Genomic DNA, 16292 nt, shown 5'->3' on the forward strand with positions numbered 1-16292 from the left:
AATGTCCAATAAAGACATAAAAACAGTTTATAAGGGTACTGGTCTTTGTTCGTTTGGTATCGGCGCCAATCTTGCCGAAATTGATGTTAAAGACGGGAAAGTACTGCGTACCCGGCCTGCCAGATACGACAAAGCCTATGACATGGAGCAATTCCGTCCCTGGACGATCAAGGCACGCGGCAGCGAATTCAGTGCCTGTAATAAATCGTTGATCCCGACCCATGCTATCGGCTACAAAAAAAGAATTACATCTCCGAACCGTATTCTCTTTCCTTTGAAACGTGAGGACTGGGATCCTAATGGGGAAAGAAATCCGCAAAACCGCGGTAAGAGTAAATTTGTCCGCATTAGCTGGGATGAAGCAACCGATATCATTGCTTCGGAAATCAAACGTGTGGAAAAAGAATATGGCTTATATTCGGTTCTTCTGCAATGTGACGGCCATGGCGAAACCAAAGTTGTTCACGCTGCGCACGGCTGCAACACACGACTTTTTGACGTGCTTGGGGGCTACACCATGCAGGCAAGACAACCGGACAGCTGGGAAGGCTGGTATTGGGGCGCGAAACACGTTTGGGGACAGGACCCCGTCGGGCAGGCCGATATGGGTAACCTGCTTATGGATATTGCTGAAAATACAGATACGCTCGTTTTCTGGGGATGCGATATGGAAACAACACCTTGGGGATGGGGAGGCCAAATGCCGAGCCGTTACTGTAACTGGCTGACGGAAATTGGCGTCAAGCAGGTCTACATTTGCCCCGATGTGAACTATGGCGCTGCAGCGCATAACGACAAGTGGGTGCCGGTATTCCCGAATACAGACGCAGCACTTCACCTGGCGATTATGTATACCTGGCTCACAGAAGATACCTGGGACAAAGACTATATCGCCACGCATTCTGTCGGGTTTGAATACCTGCAGAAATATATCCTTGGGGAAGATGACGACAAGACCCCCAAGACACCCAAATGGGCCGAACCGATCTGCGGTGTTCCAGCCCGTACCATTAAAGCGCTGGCCCGCAACTGGGCTAAAAAAGCCTTTTCTATCGCGCACTGCAACGGCGGTTCACTGATTCGTTCGACCTACTCCCATGAACCCGGACGCCTTGAAGTCTGTCTGATGGCAATGCAGGGCATGGGAGCTCCGGGCCGCAATATTATTAAGTTCATCGAATGGAACTTCTATGGTCTGGATACTCAGCAGCCGCCGCCGAAGTCGGAAGTTGTACCCAGCCTAGATAAAGCGTATCGCGGTTATAATTTCGTGCAGCCGGCATCCTTCATTCCTAAGACGCTGATTCCGCAGGCGCTACTCGGCGATTATACCGAAGACAATCCGCTGAGCTGGCATGGCTTTACTGTCGCCGGCTGGCCGCGCTGGGATCAGTTTATTGAATATCATTATCCCATCCCCGGGGCTAAACCAATCCGTATGATCTGGACAGACACTCCGTGTTGGACAACCTGCTGGAACGGCGGCAATTCCATGATTGAAGCGTTGCACAGCGATCGGATCGAGACGATCATCGCGCAGCATCCCTGGCTGGAAAATGACTGCCTCTACGCAGACCTCATTCTGCCAATCAACACGAAATATGAAGAAACAGACATCGGTGTCGACAATGTCGGTGGCAGCTATTCTTCCATCTACTATGAAGAACAAGCCGTAGAACCCCTGGGCGAATCAAAAAGCGACTGGGAAGCAGTCGGAGAAGTAGCCAAGAAGCTGGGTGTCTATGATGCCTATGTGGAAGGCAAGAGCCTGGAAGAATGGATCCGCCATGGTTTTGAAACCTCCGGGCTGCAGGATTACATCAGCTATGAAGAATTCAAGAAAAATGGCTATTACCTGTCACCAACAGCCGAAAACTGGGAAGACGTTCCCCGCGGTTTTGAGCTGTTCTATAAAGATCCTGAAGAAAACGCATTAAATACACCGACAGGTAAGCTTGAGATTTACTCGGAGTCTCTGGCCGAAAACTTCCCGGATGATGATGAACGCGGACCTTATCCGAAATTCATCCCGTATGGCGATCGTCACCAGGAAAGCCGTCTCCATCCGCGCAGCGAAAAATACCCGTATCTCATCGTCTCCAACCATCCGAAGTGGCGGGTCCATGCCAATATGGATGACATTTCGTGGTTCCGCGAGATTGAAACCTGTAAAGTAACCGGTCCTGACGGTTATCAGTATGAGCCAGTATGGATCAATCCGAAAGATGCCAAAGAGCTCGGCGTCGTTCATGGTGATATTGTTAAAATCTATAACGATCGCGGCTGGACCATGGGTGGAGCTTATGTTACAGAGAGAATCTTACCCGGCGTTGTGCTGCAGGATCATGGTGCGCGACTCGATCCGATCGAAGACGGTATCAGTGACCGATCCGGTGCCAATAACCTGATTTGCCCCACAGCAACCACTTCCAAGAATGCGCCCGGTGAATGCACCAGCGGCTTCCTGGTTGCCGTTGAAAAAGTGGACGTATTTGCAATGGCGAAGCAGTATCCCGAAGCATTCGGCCGCAAATATGACAAAGGTATCGGTGTCAGTATTGAAAACCGTATCAAACAATAAGGAGGACAAAAATGAAAGTATTTGTAGTCGATGTCGCGAAATGCAACGGATGCTACGGCTGCCAGCTCGCCTGTAAAGACGAACATGTGGACAATGACTGGATGCCCTATGCTAAGCCGCAGCCGGATACCGGACATTTCTGGATGAAACTGAAAGAAAAAACCCATGGCCAGGTACCAAAGGTCAAATTGGAATATACCCCGTATACCTGTATGCACTGCGCTGATCCGGCCTGCGCCAAAAAGAGCGACGCTTTTTATAAGCGGGAGGACGGGCTCGTCATCTTAGACCCCGTTAAGGCTCAAGGCAAAAAAGAACTTGTTGATGCCTGCCCCTATGGCGTTGTTTATTGGAACGAAGACTTAAACGTTGCTCAGAAATGCACTGGCTGCGCCCATTTGGTGGATGAAGGCCAGCTGCCGCGCTGCGTGGATTTCTGTGCGGTTGACGCCCTGCGTTTTGGCGAAGAATCTGAGTTTGCCGCAGAGATAGCCAAGGCAGACGTCATTCGTCCTGAACTCGGCACGCGTCCCCGAGTGTATTATTTGAATATGCCGAAGCTGTTCATTGGCGGTGACGTATGGGATCCGGCTACCGATGATATCATTGAAGGCGCCAAGGTGACTCTGACCGGGGCGGATGGATACACTGCCGAAACAGCAAGCGATGAATACGGTGATTTCTGGTTCCGCAAACTCAATGCTGGCAGCTACACGTTGAAGGCTGAAGCCCAAGGCTATCAACCGGTTGTCAAAGAAGGCATCGAGCTGAAAGAAAGTCTGAACATCGGTGATATCCCGCTGGTAAAATAAAAGAGGATCTTTCGATACCCTTTAAACCCTAGGCAATAAAAAAAGATGATTCTGCGTACTGCCTCGTGGTATGCAGAATCATTTTGTTTAAACTTAACCGGGGTTAAATATTAAATCAATGATGCGGCTGCTCTTCTGCTACGATCAGAGTTGCGCACCAAAAGGCAACACGGGTTAAGCGTATTGTGTGAAGAAAGAGGGTCATAATCAATGGATTATAGCGATGATGCGAATAAAAGCGATCAGGAAATCCTAGAATCGTATGCGCTTGTTTTATCAAAACTTAAAGACCTTTTGCAGGAAGACATTATGACGGTCATTACCGACAGAACACACTTCCGCAATTTCTTTCCCGGCCGGGTGATGGGACAAGGTGCCGGTGATCTGACCCGGTCGGAACTGGCTGGTGTTCCGGAACTAATGCAGTGTATAAATACCGGAAAACCGAGTGCTGTATTGGCTGTACAAAAGGATACGGGTTCCCGTTTTTTATCGTTGACCTCACCGATTAAAAACAGCAGCGGTGAAACAATCGGCTGCGTCTCCATCGGCCGGAGTATGGAAATACAGTCCAATATCGAAAATACGGCGCACGATTTAGCGGCAACCATGCAGCAAGTTAATGCCGGACTGCAGGAAGTTGCCTCCGGGTCTCAGGGACTGTCAAATAAGATCGATAATGTCGTTCTGTCCGCCAATGAATCCGCTGTAAAAATTAATCAAATCAATAAGGTTATTACTGCCATCACGGATATTTCCTCTCATTCCAACCTGTTAGGGCTCAATGCCGCCATTGAAGCAGCACGGGCAGGGGAACAGGGACGCGGGTTTGCCGTTGTTGCGGAAGAAATGCGCAAACTGGCAGCCCAAAGCAAAGAATCAGCGTCCATGGTCACAGAAATATTGACTGAAATGCGCCAGTCTATCGGAAATATCATCACAGAGATCAACCAAATCGGCGGCATCGCCGAAAACCAGGCCGCTGCAACCCAGGAGATTACGGCTGCAATCGAAGAGGTGAATGAACACTCGCAGAACTTGGCAGATTTAGCAAAAATTCGAGTTGATACGGAATAGGCTATACAAAAAACAAATTCTAGTGATGTTGGCAGTGAATCATTTTTATGTGTCATTATTCAATAATATACGAAAAGGAGGAGTGGTCATGGGGAAAATTATCATTACCGGTGTTGACGGGAATTTTGGCGGGTATGCCGCACGGAGCATCATGAAGAAAGTACCGCTTCATAATCTGATTTTTACAGCACCGAACAAAAAGGTTTTGGAAGAGTTTGCGGCGCAAGGTGTAGAGACCCGATATGCCGACTTCAATAATCCGGAGCAGCTGAAAGAAGCTTTTGCCGGCGGTGAGGTATTGCTGCTGATATCGATGCCGTTTGTCGGGGAAAAGAGAAGGAATGCCCATAAAGCGGCTGTGTATGCTGCTGTCGCTGCCGGGGTCAAAAAAATCGTCTATACCTCCATTGTTGGAAGCGGTGACGATTCCTGCGATTCCTACGAAAAGTTCGATCACCAATATACAGAAAATTACATTCTAACGACACCCTTGAAATATGTTTTCCTGCGCAATTCCCAATATGCGGAGGCGATGATCTCAGCCTTTGAAGAAGCAGCTGAGGCGACGGGCGTTCTTACCAATAACATGGGTGAAGGACGGATGGCCCATGTTTCGCGCAACGACTGTGCGGAAGCCGCCGCGTGCGTTGCAGCTGGCGCCGGAGAGGACAACACGGTCTATTATATTTCGGGACCAACAGCGAACACCATGGAGGAATTTTGTGCTATTGGATCAGAAGTCACCGGCAAAAAAGTAACCTATCAGTATGTCAGCGATGAAGAAAACTATGCCTTCTTTGATTCCCTCGGTGTGCCGCGGCGGACGGATGGGGAATGGGCGGAGACCGCCAAGGCGTTTCCATTCTGCTCTGAAGGGATGGTTACATTTGGAGCCGCGATACGCAATGACAAAATGAGCTATTGCACGAATGATTTTGAGACGCTCACAGGCAAAAAGCCGAAGAGTATCCGTGAGATGTTTGAGGACATCGCGAACTACCGAGTGGGTAAACGGACATCAACGGACTAATACCGTGAACGACAGATCGTGTGACTAACAATTAAAAAGTCTGCAAAGGGTAGACAAGTTTAGGACATTTCACAAGTAAGATAAGAACAGAGCTGTTAAACCTAAGGGGTAAATGGCTCTGTTCTTGTTATAGTGGTTCATTATTTCTTCCAGAGAGCTGAGATCGGTCTGCAGCATTTTGAAAGGGTGCGAATATTTATGCTTATAGTGGATGTTCTATTGATGAATTCATGGGCTGTGCAAGCTAAATAAAAATACATCGTGGTAATCTTCTTACGCATTCCTAATCGGTTCGTGAGATTTTTTGCCATAAACCTTTGCATAGGCCTTACAAAATGGGCAATGATCATTTTCAATATTCTTTACAAAACGATAGGCAAGTCCGGATTGCGTTTTTCGTGCATGTTTGCACACAGGACAGTTGATGCATACCTTGGCCATTAAGCGGTCTTTCTCAGTTATTCCCATTTTTAAGCACCTCTTAAAAATTATATATGCCTTAGGTGTAGAGTATATCATTACCTATTAATATACAACGCCGGTTAATCTCCTAATTAATACTGGTTTAAGACTGGTATCCAGTATTACGTTCTTTAAGTAAAAAGACATTTGTTTTTTTGAGGTAGGTAAGCACGCATTATCTATGGTGTCTGTATGGGTCAATATTTATGAACATTGTACTCGTCTGTGATGATTAATCGAATATTAAACAAAATAGGACTGAGGAGTAGAGAGTACTGGGTAAATACTAGTAAAACATACAGACACAACTAGCATTGCTACTGAAAATAATTAAACGTAACATTATATATACTGAGAAAAATGTATAGTTACGGTGCGAGAAAGGTAATAAAAATAGGTGAAAATATTCATGAAAAGCAAATATATACAAATATATCGATAATTATGATCAGGAGGAATTATTCATATGACCGAACGACAGAATAGTATTTTAGCAGTTAAGGGAATCGAAGATGGGATTATTTCTGACGAAGCACTTCAGGATTTTGAAAAAAGAGTCGGGATGGAATTACGTGTTAACAATATTTTTAATGAACTGGCATCAAAAGACGCGATACGAAAATTTGCCGATGGGATAGGTGATGAAAATCCCCTTTGGCGGGATGAATCCTACGCGAACCAAAGCCCTTATCGTGGAATTGCTGCACCTCCGTCCTGGTTAAACAGTGTTTTCCCCACCTGGGTGCTCCAAGGCCTTAAAGGGGTTCATGCTATTCATGCAAGCACAGAGTGGGAGTTTTATCGGCCGGTTTATTTAAATGATACAATCCGGCCGGAATGCTATTTTTCCGGATTTGAAGTAAAAAATAGCTCCTTTGCTGGCAGAACGGTCATTGAGCGGCAGGAAGCGCGGTATTATAATCAGAATGGCGAGTTGGTGGCTGTAGCGCGTCCAGTTGGTTTTCGGACGGAACGAAGAGCCACAAGAGAAAATAAACTGTATATGGACATCCAGCTCCCTCATCCTTGGACGGAGCAGGAATTGGCGCAAATCGAAGACCAGATCTTAAAAGAGGAAATCCGCGGCTCAAAACTTCGTTTTTGGGAAGATACCGAGCCCGGAGATCTTCTGCCGCCAATTGCAAAAGGACCGTTAGGTCTTACCGATGTTATTGCTTATTGCATCGGCGCAGCCCCTGTTGCAATTAAAGCCCATGCCTCTTCTTTAAAAATATACGGTCAGCATCCTGCGTGGTGTTTCCGTGATCCTTACAGTTTTGCGCTGGAACCTATATATGGGGTTCACTATAACCAAATGGCAGCACAAGACTGCGGTTTACCCTACCCTTATGATATCGGTGTTCAGAGACATTGCTGGCTTATTCAGCTTCTCACCAATTGGATGGGTGATTATGGCTGGCTTAAGCGCAATTATGCCAAATATGCAAAATTTGTCTTTTTCTCAGATGTTGTTAAATTGTCAGGAAAGGTAGTCAGGAAATACCGGGATGATGAAGGAGAGTATTGTGTTGATATTGCAACCAAAGCGATCAATCAACGGGGAGAAGATGTCATGCCCGGGACTGCCACGATAGTCTTGCCTCGAAAAAGAAATCTCCTGTGCGCATTGGAAAAAAGGCTGCGTTCCGTATAAGAATGAATATTTTTCTTGATACGAGAGATTAGTAATCGCAGGGTCTAAACCATTCTATAGAAAAGAAGGAATAGCAATGTCAGAACAAAATGGATCAACTGCTTATATTCGGAAAGTTAATAAAATTTTCACAGTCTTTTTAGCACTTGGTTCGATAACAACACTAATTCTAAGTGTTATGTCGATTTGCTCCACTTATATTTCTTTCATTATCCTATTGCTTGGCGCAGCCCTTGCTGCTGGGTTGACCTTTAGGAAGATCTCCGACTATGCTGTTATGACCATCGCGCTGCTCGCTATTCTCATCTCCTTAGGTAATCTTATGTTGGATATACCGGAAGCAGCAGCGGCCTTAGCATTAATTATGATCTGTTTTAGTGCTTTCTATTTTATTAAATGGCTTCCGCTCATTACCGGCGGCGGAATGCTGATAACAGTCATTTATCTTCAATTTGTTCAAAATTTGTATCAAACGCAAGTTTTTATCATACAAGCTATTTGTATTCTTTTCACATCCCTGATTCTATTTTTCCTTACACAATGGGGGACTGAATTGATTCAATCAGCAAGCACAGAGGAAAGGAAAACAAAATTTGTCCTGCAAGAATTGAGTAACACAATGAAGGTGGTGGAACAAAGTACGTTCTCCATTAACACTGACATTGATACCTGTAACAATAACCTGACAGTGATCCATGACATTAGTAATGCGGTTTCAAATGCAATTCAAGAAATTACCAAAGGCGTTGTTAGTCAAACAGAAAGTGTTAACAGAATAAATGTAATGATGGGGGATGCGGATGAAAAAATTTCTGAGATAACGAATTTTACCCATATGCTGGCGGATGAATCCCAAAAAACATCTGAAGAAGTGCTGAATGGCTCTGCCCAAATTAATCACATGGGCGATCAAATGGAAATCATTAATCAAACCTCCGAAAAATCGTTTTTGGCTGTACAAGAACTTTATGAAGAAATGGGAAAAGTCAACGCTTCGCTTGCGGGAATTACTGAAATAGCGCAGCAGACAAATCTGTTGGCGTTAAATGCAGCAATAGAAGCCTCCAGAGCAGGAGACTTAGGAAAAGGGTTTGCGGTTGTTGCCGATGAAATAAAAAAACTGGCAGAGCAAAGTGCTAATACGGTTGAATATATTAATCGAATTATTGCAGAAATAAAAGCTAAAACGCAGAAGGTTCTAAACGATGTTCAACAGGGAAAAGAGGCTACCCTATCCGGAAATGCAATTGCAAGCAACATGCTACAGGGATTCCAAGCGATGGAGAACGCCTATATTCGTATAAACGGGTATATCGAAGAAGAATTAAGCAAAATCAAAGCAACAGCCGCGTTATTCTCAAATATTCGGATGGAATCAGAAAATATTGCGAGTGTCTCGGAACAGCATGTGGCTGCAACGGAGGAGGTAATGGCGACTACGGAAGAACAAAATGCCAATATTGAGACCTTGTATGTTTTAATGCGGGAATTGAAAAAATCCAGCGATCAATTAACTGGAGTCATTGATAAACAATAAGTGATTTTCTAATTGTTGGGCAATATATTTAGTGCTATCGGCTTATTTTCATGGCTTCAACTCTTATAAATATTCATTCTTCGATTGTGTATTGATGAGAGGAAGGTGCTTCATGCAAGCTAAAATGCATGTCAATGCCAAACAGGTTTTGGCTGATTCAATTATTGATCTGGCGAAAAAAAGACCGATTGATAAGATTACTGTCCAAAATATTGTCGATCATTGCCATGCGGGACGGCGGACGTTTTATAATCATTTTTCAGACAAATATGATCTTGTAAATTGGATATTTAAAACTAACTTAGATAATATTGTAGAAAAATATACAGAGATTGAGCCACTGGAGAAGGTTGTATGCAGGATACTGACCTTTATGAAAGAAAATCGGGGCTTTTATTCCAATGCACTTAGTATTGAAGGGCAAAACTGTTTTCTTAATTTTTTTTTCCAATCTGCTTGTTATTTCTATACCAATTTAATCGAAAAACGTTTTGGGAAAGAGGCACTCACCGACGATGTGGTGTTTATTATTGAATACAACTGTTATGGTCAAATTCATATCGCAAGTGAATGGATAAATAAGAAAATGTCAGATTCCCCGGAGATAATTGCCAGAAAAATGGTTTGCAACATATCCGAGGAACTAAAAGTTTTCTTCGAGATATAAATAATTCAGGAGCAATTCTCATCTATGATGGGGATTGTTTTTTTATGGATTTAACTAAGAGCTTTTCACAATAGTGGGGTTATGTGCCAGAGAGGCACATAACCCCACTATTGTGTCTGGAAAAAACGAGTCTTCATGAGTTTTAATTAGATTGAGACAGATATTGAACTTCAGAAAATACTCGGTCCTTGCCGGTTAAGGCATAGGGTTGGCTTGAAAGGAGGTGTTTACAGTGCAGGTGAATTATCATTTACCTAAATTGAGGATAACTTCAGTTCTGCCAACACATCCGCCATAATACACAATGATCTAAAACGTTGATCACATGTGAAAAAAGAAGACGCGAGAGGAGAAAATAAGCAATGAACCCATTGCAAATTAAAGAAAAAGATCCCTTATACCAATTTAAACACTGGGGCCTCATGTCCTGGAACGGAATTATTTTCATGGCTGTCTTTATGATTTTTTGGGGTATGTGTCATAATATTCCACCGATGAACCCTGCTTTTACTCCGGCCGAAGTTGCCCAAATTTTCCGTGATGATCATAATATCTTCCGTTTGGGCATGGTTGTCTGTATGACGTTTGCCGTTTGTTATGGAATCTGGGGCGTTTATATTGGTAAAGTCATGGAAAAGGTCGTTGGCAAAAACAGTATACTTATTCCAATCGAAATAATGGGTGCCGAGTTGACTGTTGTAGCGGTTCTTGTTTCCTGCAGTTTCTGGCTGACTGCCGGATATCGTCCGGACCTTCCGGATACCCAGCTGCAGCAGCTGCTGGATAATGCCTGGATGCTTATGGATACGGCTTATTTCGTAACATCTGTACAAATGTTCGCCTTGGGTGCCGCTTTTCTAAGCGACTGGCGCGAAAAACCGCTTGTTCCAAAATGGGTGTCCTGGTATGGAATTTTTGTCGGTTTTGCGTTTATCGCCGAGTGCTGGATGCCTTTCTTCTACGAGGGTATGTTTGCCCGTAATGGTTACCTTAACTTCTGGTTTGAGTTCCCGATTTGGTTTATCTGGTGCCCATTACTGTCCGCTTTCCTGATTAAGGCTCTCCCGCGTTTGAAGAAAGAGGCATTGGAAGAGGTTAAGCAAGCGAATTAGTCTAAGATAATTAATGGAGTGAGCGATAATGACATCAAATGCAAGTACTCCGCAGGCAGAAAAACATATGCAGATCAAGCTGAACCCGCCAGGTGATTCCGGTGTATGGATTCCCATTACCTTGGACGCGTTTGTATTCCTCGCAATGTTTACATTTTTTACTTTAGATCGAATCGCTGATCCGATCTTATTTGAGCAATCCAGACTGCACCTGAATGTCATCATCGGGTTTTCCAATACGCTGGTTTTGCTTACCAGCAGCTGGTTCGTAGTTAAAGCTGTACAGGCAGCGCGAGTGCGTATTCCGGCCAAGGTAAAAAGCAATTTGCTGTTTGCCATGCTGCTCGGTCTGACCTTTGGGGTACTGAAGATCGTGGGATATTATCAAGATATCATGGTGGGTCATAGCATAACTGCCAATCAGTTTTTTGGTTATTACTTTTCAATAACAGGTCTTCATTTTGTGCATGTTATGGTAGGGCTTGCACTTTTGACCATATGTTTTTTTAAAGCACAGAGAGGTCCTGTGGATGAAAAATATCTCGTCTGGATTGAATCAGGCGCGACTTTCTGGCATATGGTCGATATGCTTTGGGTTATGATATTCCCAATGTTTTATCTATTGAGGGCGATATGATGAAAAAAGAACAATCTACTTCTATTGCAACAATGATATGGCTTATTCTCATGGTTGTGACAATTGTAAGTTTCATACTTGTGGAGGAGACCAACGTTGTACACCTCGCCGTGACCTTGGCTGTTATGATTGGGGCATTTAAAGCCCGTCTGATTTTCATTTATTTCATGGAACTGAAACGAAAGATTTTGCCTCATCGCATCATCTACGAAATTTGGGCGCTATTAGCCTTCGTTATCATTCTCGGAGGATATTGGTACTCGCAATTGATGGTGTAAAAAATAGGTGTAAGTAGAAAGGGCGTAACGAAGCTTTATGTGTTCGGCTGCGCCCCTTTATTGATTTTTGAAAGAGAAAAGAAAAGACGTTAATTGACGTCTTTCGCTTATTTTTACTGGGATAATACCTGGGATGGATACCGAACAAACCCGTATTGCCGCGGCTGCCTTTCAAGCATAAAATGATGCTATAGAAAATGGCCCAGCTTCAAATATCAGGAAAAATTGGATGGGCTTTTGTCATGAAATCAGTGAGGTAGGAAATGAAAAATAATGAATTTGATCTAATAGATGACATTAACAAATGTTCGTGCCTAGGTTACAACCTGGATAAACTGATTCAGCCCAAAATATTAATAACTCTTAATAGGCAGGATGAACCGTTGCATGGGTATAGGATTATCGAGCTGTTAAATGAAAATTTTTTTTGCAATAATCACGTTGACAGTACGGGGATTTATCGGGCTTTAAAAACTTTGGAAGAGCATAACATTTTGGGTTTTGAATGGGATACCACGGGGACAGGACCTGCCAAAAAAACGTATTGGCTAACGGAGGCCGGCAAAAAATGCTTGGCAAATTGGATAAAAACACTTAAGGAATATCAAAAGAATATCTGCCAAATTATAGATACCTTTGAGTTGTCAAATAGTCGGCTGTAGATGGTCATAGTGATTAAACCAGCTAAGTAGTATGCGTTTATTTGAATTGTTATATTGGAGTAGTCTTTAATGTTTAGATAACAGATAAAGTCTAATAAGTGATTAAATCAATTGTTTTATTCGAATCATTGATGCAAGGAGGAACGTGATGTGAATAATCTGAAATTGATTAGGAAAGCGAAAGAAAGTGCCTTATCCGGAAAAACGCTTGATAAAGAAAGTATTATTTCTTTACTCGAAATTGATCCCAACACGGAGGATGGCGTGAGATTAGGCCTGGCAGCGAGAGAAGTAGCTTCTGCCGTTTGTAAAGACAGGGCATACCTTTGGGCCGCGATAGGGCTGGATTATAAAGCCTGCCCCATGAACTGCCATTATTGTTCATTTGGAGAAAGCTGGGGAATTGTCACAGAAGAAAAAGAGTTCAGCCAAGATGAAATTATAGAAATGGCCAGAGGTTATGTTCAGGAAGGCATAAGGTGGATCGTACTGCGAACGACTCAATTTTATAGTCTGGACAAATTGATCGAGACGGCAAAAAAAATCAGGGAAGCTGTACCGGGAGAATATGAATTAGTAACCAACGCTGGAGAGTTTGATGGGCTAACTGCTCAAAAAATGGCTGACGCCGGACTGCAGTTTAATTATCATACGTTACGGCTTAAAGAGGGTATTGATACCAAGTTTAACCCGGATGACAGGCTGGCAACGTTGGAGACTGTTAAAAAATCAGCTTTAAAGCTGGTTTCCCTGGTAGAACCTATCGGTATAGAACATACCAATGAAGAAATCGCAGATTCTTTTTTAACTGCTATTAAATATGAAGCTGTCGTTACCGGAGGCATGGGAAGAGTTCCTGTAAAAGGAACACCGCTCGGTGAGTTTCCGGCTCTTTCTAAAGAGAGACTGGCTCAGATTGTGGCAGTAACCCGTCTGGCTGCCGGCTTTAGAGCGCCGGACATATGTGTGCATCCAGCCTCGGAACTGGCCATGGAGTGGGGAGCTAATGTGGTAGTGGTTGAAAAAGGAGCTATCCCTAGAGATGTTTGCTGCAGTTCCAAAGATGAATGGTGGAATGGATTTAGCCCGGATACTGCAAAAAAATGGTTTGCCGCTAACGGGTATGGCGTATTTTCCAAGGAAGGGTAAAAAAATTTTAAACATATTTAACATCAACTCATTAGTTCATACAAACGAAAAATCGAAAGGAATGAATAAAAAATATGAAAAAATTACTATCCTTCATTCTATGTTTAGCATTAGTTATTAGTTTCACTGGCTGTGGCAAGGAAACCTCTGGAAAATCTATAGATGCTAAAGTTGGTACATGGAAGACCGCGCAGACCATTCAGCCGTTTTTTTATCAGGATTATCTGAAAACTCCTGATAAAGTTGAGATTTCAGCATTTACTAACCCAGGCGATATGAAGACAGCCTTACTGGCCGGAAGCCTCGATATGTGCGGTACTACTTTGGTTACCGCCATTACGGCAGCATCTAAAGGCGAACCTGTGGTCGTCGTTTGCGGATTGGCAAACAAGTGCTCGGCTTTGGTTGTGGGCAAGGATTCCAATATCAAAACAGAAGCGGACCTGAAGGGAAAGAAGATTGCTTATGTACCCGGAACAATGCATCACTTGCTTTTGCTTGAGGTGCTTAGAAGAAACGGATTAGATCCGGAAAAAGACGTGGAACTCAAGAGAATAGATTTTTTTGATATGGGTCAGGCGCTTGCCCAAGGAACAGTCGACGCATTTTATAGCGGAGAACCCTACCCTTCCCTCGCGGTGGCCGAGGGTTACGGAAGAATACTTTCATATCCCAATGATGATGAAAAAATTGGCATCATAAATGCCGCTATGATCACGACAAAAGACAAGATTCAAAATAATCCTGAAATGATTCAAAAACTTGTCACCGCTCACGCTAAAGCAACGGAATACTTAAACGCAAGCAAAAACGTTTGGCTTACAAAGGCAGCCGAGTTTGGAACGGATAAAAAGGTATTGGATGTAGCCGCAAACAATATAGAACTGTTCTGGAACATGGATGAGGATTATATCAGCCATGTCAAAAATTTAGCTCAGCGTATGAAGGAACAAGGACTGATCAGCCAAATCCCCGATATTGATGCGATGTTTGACTTAAGCTTCGTAGAACAGGCTGAAAAGGAACTGAAATAATGAAACAATTCAGCAAGAAAATTGATCCGGTTGGATTAATTTTTCCTCTTCTACTTCTTTCCATATGGTATTTTGTCGCCGCAAGCGGCAAAATACCATCTTATTTACTGCCAAGTCCCGAAAAGTTCTTTCAGGTGATGATGGATTTTATTTTCGGTTCGTATAAGCTTACGCCATATTCCGGAAAAATGGTTGAAAATATGCTTGCGAGTTGTCTTCGTGTGCTATGCGGTTTTAGCTTAGCTGCTCTAGTAGGATTGCTATTAGGTTTTTTAACAGGAAGGATACGATTGATCAAACGGATTATTGATCCCTCTGTTCATATGGTTAGGACAATACCGGGAATCGGCTGGCTGCCTATGGCTATGGTATGGTTTGGAATAGGAGAAAGAACCACGGTCTTTCTGATTGCACTGGCCGCTTTTTTTCCTATTTATATTAATGCGGCTCACGGTGCCGGAGAAGTGCCATTGCTTCTCATTCGGGCGGGCAGGATGTTGGGTGCAAGCAAGTCTGCTTTGTTTACAACTGTTATTTTGCCATCTGCTTTTCCATCTGTTGTAGTAGGTTTAAGACTTGGACTCGGTGTTTCCTGGGCTTATTTGGTATTAGGAGAGCTTACAGGAGTATCAAAAGGTCTTGGAGCCGTCATGATGGACGCCCGTATGCTGGGACAAGTGGAAATGATACCTGCGGCCATGATCTGGATTGCTATATTAGGAAGATTATCTGATTTATTGCTGATTAAACTCTGCCAAAAGATTTATCCGTATTATGGGGGTGGAAGAAATTGAAAAATGAAATAGCGTTCGTTATGAATAAGGTTAACAAAAACTTCTCTTCGGGGAAACAGTTGTTAAAGGTCTTGGAAGACGTTTCTTTAGAGATTGAAGAAGGTGAACTGGTCGCCCTTTTAGGACCCAGCGGCTGCGGTAAGTCCACTCTGATAAATTTGGCTGCGTGTTTTGAAAAACCGGATGATGGGCAGGTGTTGTTTATGGGCAGGCCCATTACCATGCCGTCGCCCCAAAGGGGAGTGGTTTTCCAATCGGCACAGCTTTTTCCCTGGCTCACGGTCAAGCAGAATATTTCCTATGGCCTTACGTTACAGAAACAAAAAAAGGAAATCATCGAGGACAAATGCAGTAAATATATCCAATTGGTAAAATTAGAAGGGTTTGAATATTATTATCCACCTCAGCTATCCGGCGGGATGCAGCAGCGGGTAGCGCTGGCGAGAGTTTTAATTATGGAACCACGGATGCTGCTTATGGACGAACCCTTTGCAGCCTTAGATGCCCAGACGCGTTTAGCCATGCAGCAGCTGTTGCTTTCTATCGCAAGGGAGATAGAGCCTACGGTGTTATTTGTAACGCATGATGTGGAAGAAGCACTATTTCTAGCTGATAAGGTATTGGTGATGAGTCGTTTGCCCGGACGGATCATCCATGAAGTAAAAGTCCCTTTTCAAAGGCCAAGGCCGATTTCTCTTATAGGCAGTACGGCGTTTTCTAAATTAAAAAGAAGTATACTGGCGTTGTTGAATATCTAGGTTTTCTGTCTATAATGATATTTTCTTAGAAATAACTTAGTGACATCA

General features: G+C 43.6%; 16 protein-coding genes. 15 read left to right on the forward strand and 1 reads right to left on the reverse strand.

Annotated features, from left to right (window positions below):
* Nucleotide 1 precedes the first annotated feature (1 nt).
* The 4 genes from LPY66_RS07975 (at nt 2) to LPY66_RS07990 (ending at nt 5500) form a co-directional block, all read left to right on the forward strand.
* Entirely contained in the window at nt 2–2581 is a 2580-nt protein-coding gene (locus LPY66_RS07975) for a molybdopterin-dependent oxidoreductase (RefSeq protein WP_337987547.1), read from the forward strand.
* A gap of 11 nt (nt 2582–2592) precedes the next feature.
* Nucleotides 2593–3393, forward strand: a complete 801-nt coding sequence (locus LPY66_RS07980) for a 4Fe-4S dicluster domain-containing protein (RefSeq protein WP_337987548.1) — start codon at nt 2593–2595, stop codon at nt 3391–3393.
* Nucleotides 3394–3603: 210 nt separating this feature from the next.
* Complete coding sequence (locus LPY66_RS07985; protein ID WP_337987549.1) at nt 3604–4470, forward strand: methyl-accepting chemotaxis protein; 867 nt, start codon at nt 3604–3606, stop codon at nt 4468–4470.
* A gap of 88 nt (nt 4471–4558) precedes the next feature.
* On the forward strand, nt 4559–5500 hold the full coding sequence (locus LPY66_RS07990) for an NmrA family NAD(P)-binding protein (protein ID WP_337987550.1): 942 nt from the start codon (nt 4559–4561) through the stop codon (nt 5498–5500).
* Between the two features lie 273 nt (nt 5501–5773).
* Here the strand turns inward: LPY66_RS07990 and LPY66_RS07995 are convergent, their stop codons facing one another.
* Entirely contained in the window at nt 5774–5968 is a 195-nt protein-coding gene (locus tag LPY66_RS07995; protein ID WP_337987551.1) for a hypothetical protein, read from the reverse strand.
* 460 nt (nt 5969–6428) lie between these two features.
* Between LPY66_RS07995 and LPY66_RS08000 the strand changes: the two genes are divergently transcribed.
* From LPY66_RS08000 to LPY66_RS08050, 11 genes are all read left to right on the forward strand, one after another.
* Nucleotides 6429–7616, forward strand: coding sequence for an FAS1-like dehydratase domain-containing protein (locus tag LPY66_RS08000; protein WP_337987552.1), 1188 nt, complete (start codon nt 6429–6431; stop codon nt 7614–7616).
* Nucleotides 7617–7692: 76 nt separating this feature from the next.
* Nucleotides 7693–9153, forward strand: coding sequence for a methyl-accepting chemotaxis protein (locus LPY66_RS08005; RefSeq protein ID WP_337987553.1), 1461 nt, complete (start codon nt 7693–7695; stop codon nt 9151–9153).
* 112 nt (nt 9154–9265) lie between these two features.
* Nucleotides 9266–9820 (forward strand): TetR/AcrR family transcriptional regulator C-terminal domain-containing protein, encoded by a 555-nt coding sequence (locus LPY66_RS08010; RefSeq protein WP_337987554.1) that lies wholly within the window; start codon nt 9266–9268, stop codon nt 9818–9820.
* A gap of 362 nt (nt 9821–10182) precedes the next feature.
* Nucleotides 10183–10932 carry a hypothetical protein gene (locus tag LPY66_RS08015; protein ID WP_337987555.1) on the forward strand — a complete coding sequence of 250 codons (750 nt, stop codon included), beginning with the start codon at nt 10183–10185 and terminating at the stop codon, nt 10930–10932.
* A gap of 28 nt (nt 10933–10960) precedes the next feature.
* Nucleotides 10961–11569 carry a cytochrome c oxidase subunit 3 gene (locus LPY66_RS08020; RefSeq protein WP_337987556.1) on the forward strand — a complete coding sequence of 203 codons (609 nt, stop codon included), beginning with the start codon at nt 10961–10963 and terminating at the stop codon, nt 11567–11569.
* Entirely contained in the window at nt 11566–11847 is a 282-nt protein-coding gene (locus tag LPY66_RS08025) for a cytochrome C oxidase subunit IV family protein (protein WP_337987557.1), read from the forward strand. Before LPY66_RS08020 ends, LPY66_RS08025 begins: the two co-directional genes overlap by 4 nt.
* Nucleotides 11848–12110: 263 nt before the next feature.
* Nucleotides 12111–12509 (forward strand): helix-turn-helix transcriptional regulator, encoded by a 399-nt coding sequence (locus LPY66_RS08030; RefSeq protein WP_337987558.1) that lies wholly within the window; start codon nt 12111–12113, stop codon nt 12507–12509.
* A 150-nt stretch (nt 12510–12659) separates the two neighbouring features.
* On the forward strand, nt 12660–13658 hold the full coding sequence (locus tag LPY66_RS08035) for a radical SAM protein (RefSeq protein ID WP_337987559.1): 999 nt from the start codon (nt 12660–12662) through the stop codon (nt 13656–13658).
* 74 nt (nt 13659–13732) lie between these two features.
* Nucleotides 13733–14692, forward strand: a complete 960-nt coding sequence (locus LPY66_RS08040; protein ID WP_337987560.1) for an ABC transporter substrate-binding protein — start codon at nt 13733–13735, stop codon at nt 14690–14692.
* On the forward strand, nt 14692–15486 hold the full coding sequence (locus LPY66_RS08045) for an ABC transporter permease (RefSeq protein WP_337987561.1): 795 nt from the start codon (nt 14692–14694) through the stop codon (nt 15484–15486). Before LPY66_RS08040 ends, LPY66_RS08045 begins: the two co-directional genes overlap by 1 nt.
* On the forward strand, nt 15483–16244 hold the full coding sequence (locus LPY66_RS08050; protein WP_337987562.1) for an ABC transporter ATP-binding protein: 762 nt from the start codon (nt 15483–15485) through the stop codon (nt 16242–16244). The genes LPY66_RS08045 and LPY66_RS08050 overlap by 4 nt, the downstream gene beginning before the upstream one ends.
* Nucleotides 16245–16292 lie beyond the last annotated feature (48 nt).

The sequence above is a fragment of the Dehalobacter sp. DCM genome (genome assembly GCF_024972775.1).
Lineage (GTDB): Bacteria > Bacillota > Desulfitobacteriia > Desulfitobacteriales > Syntrophobotulaceae > Dehalobacter.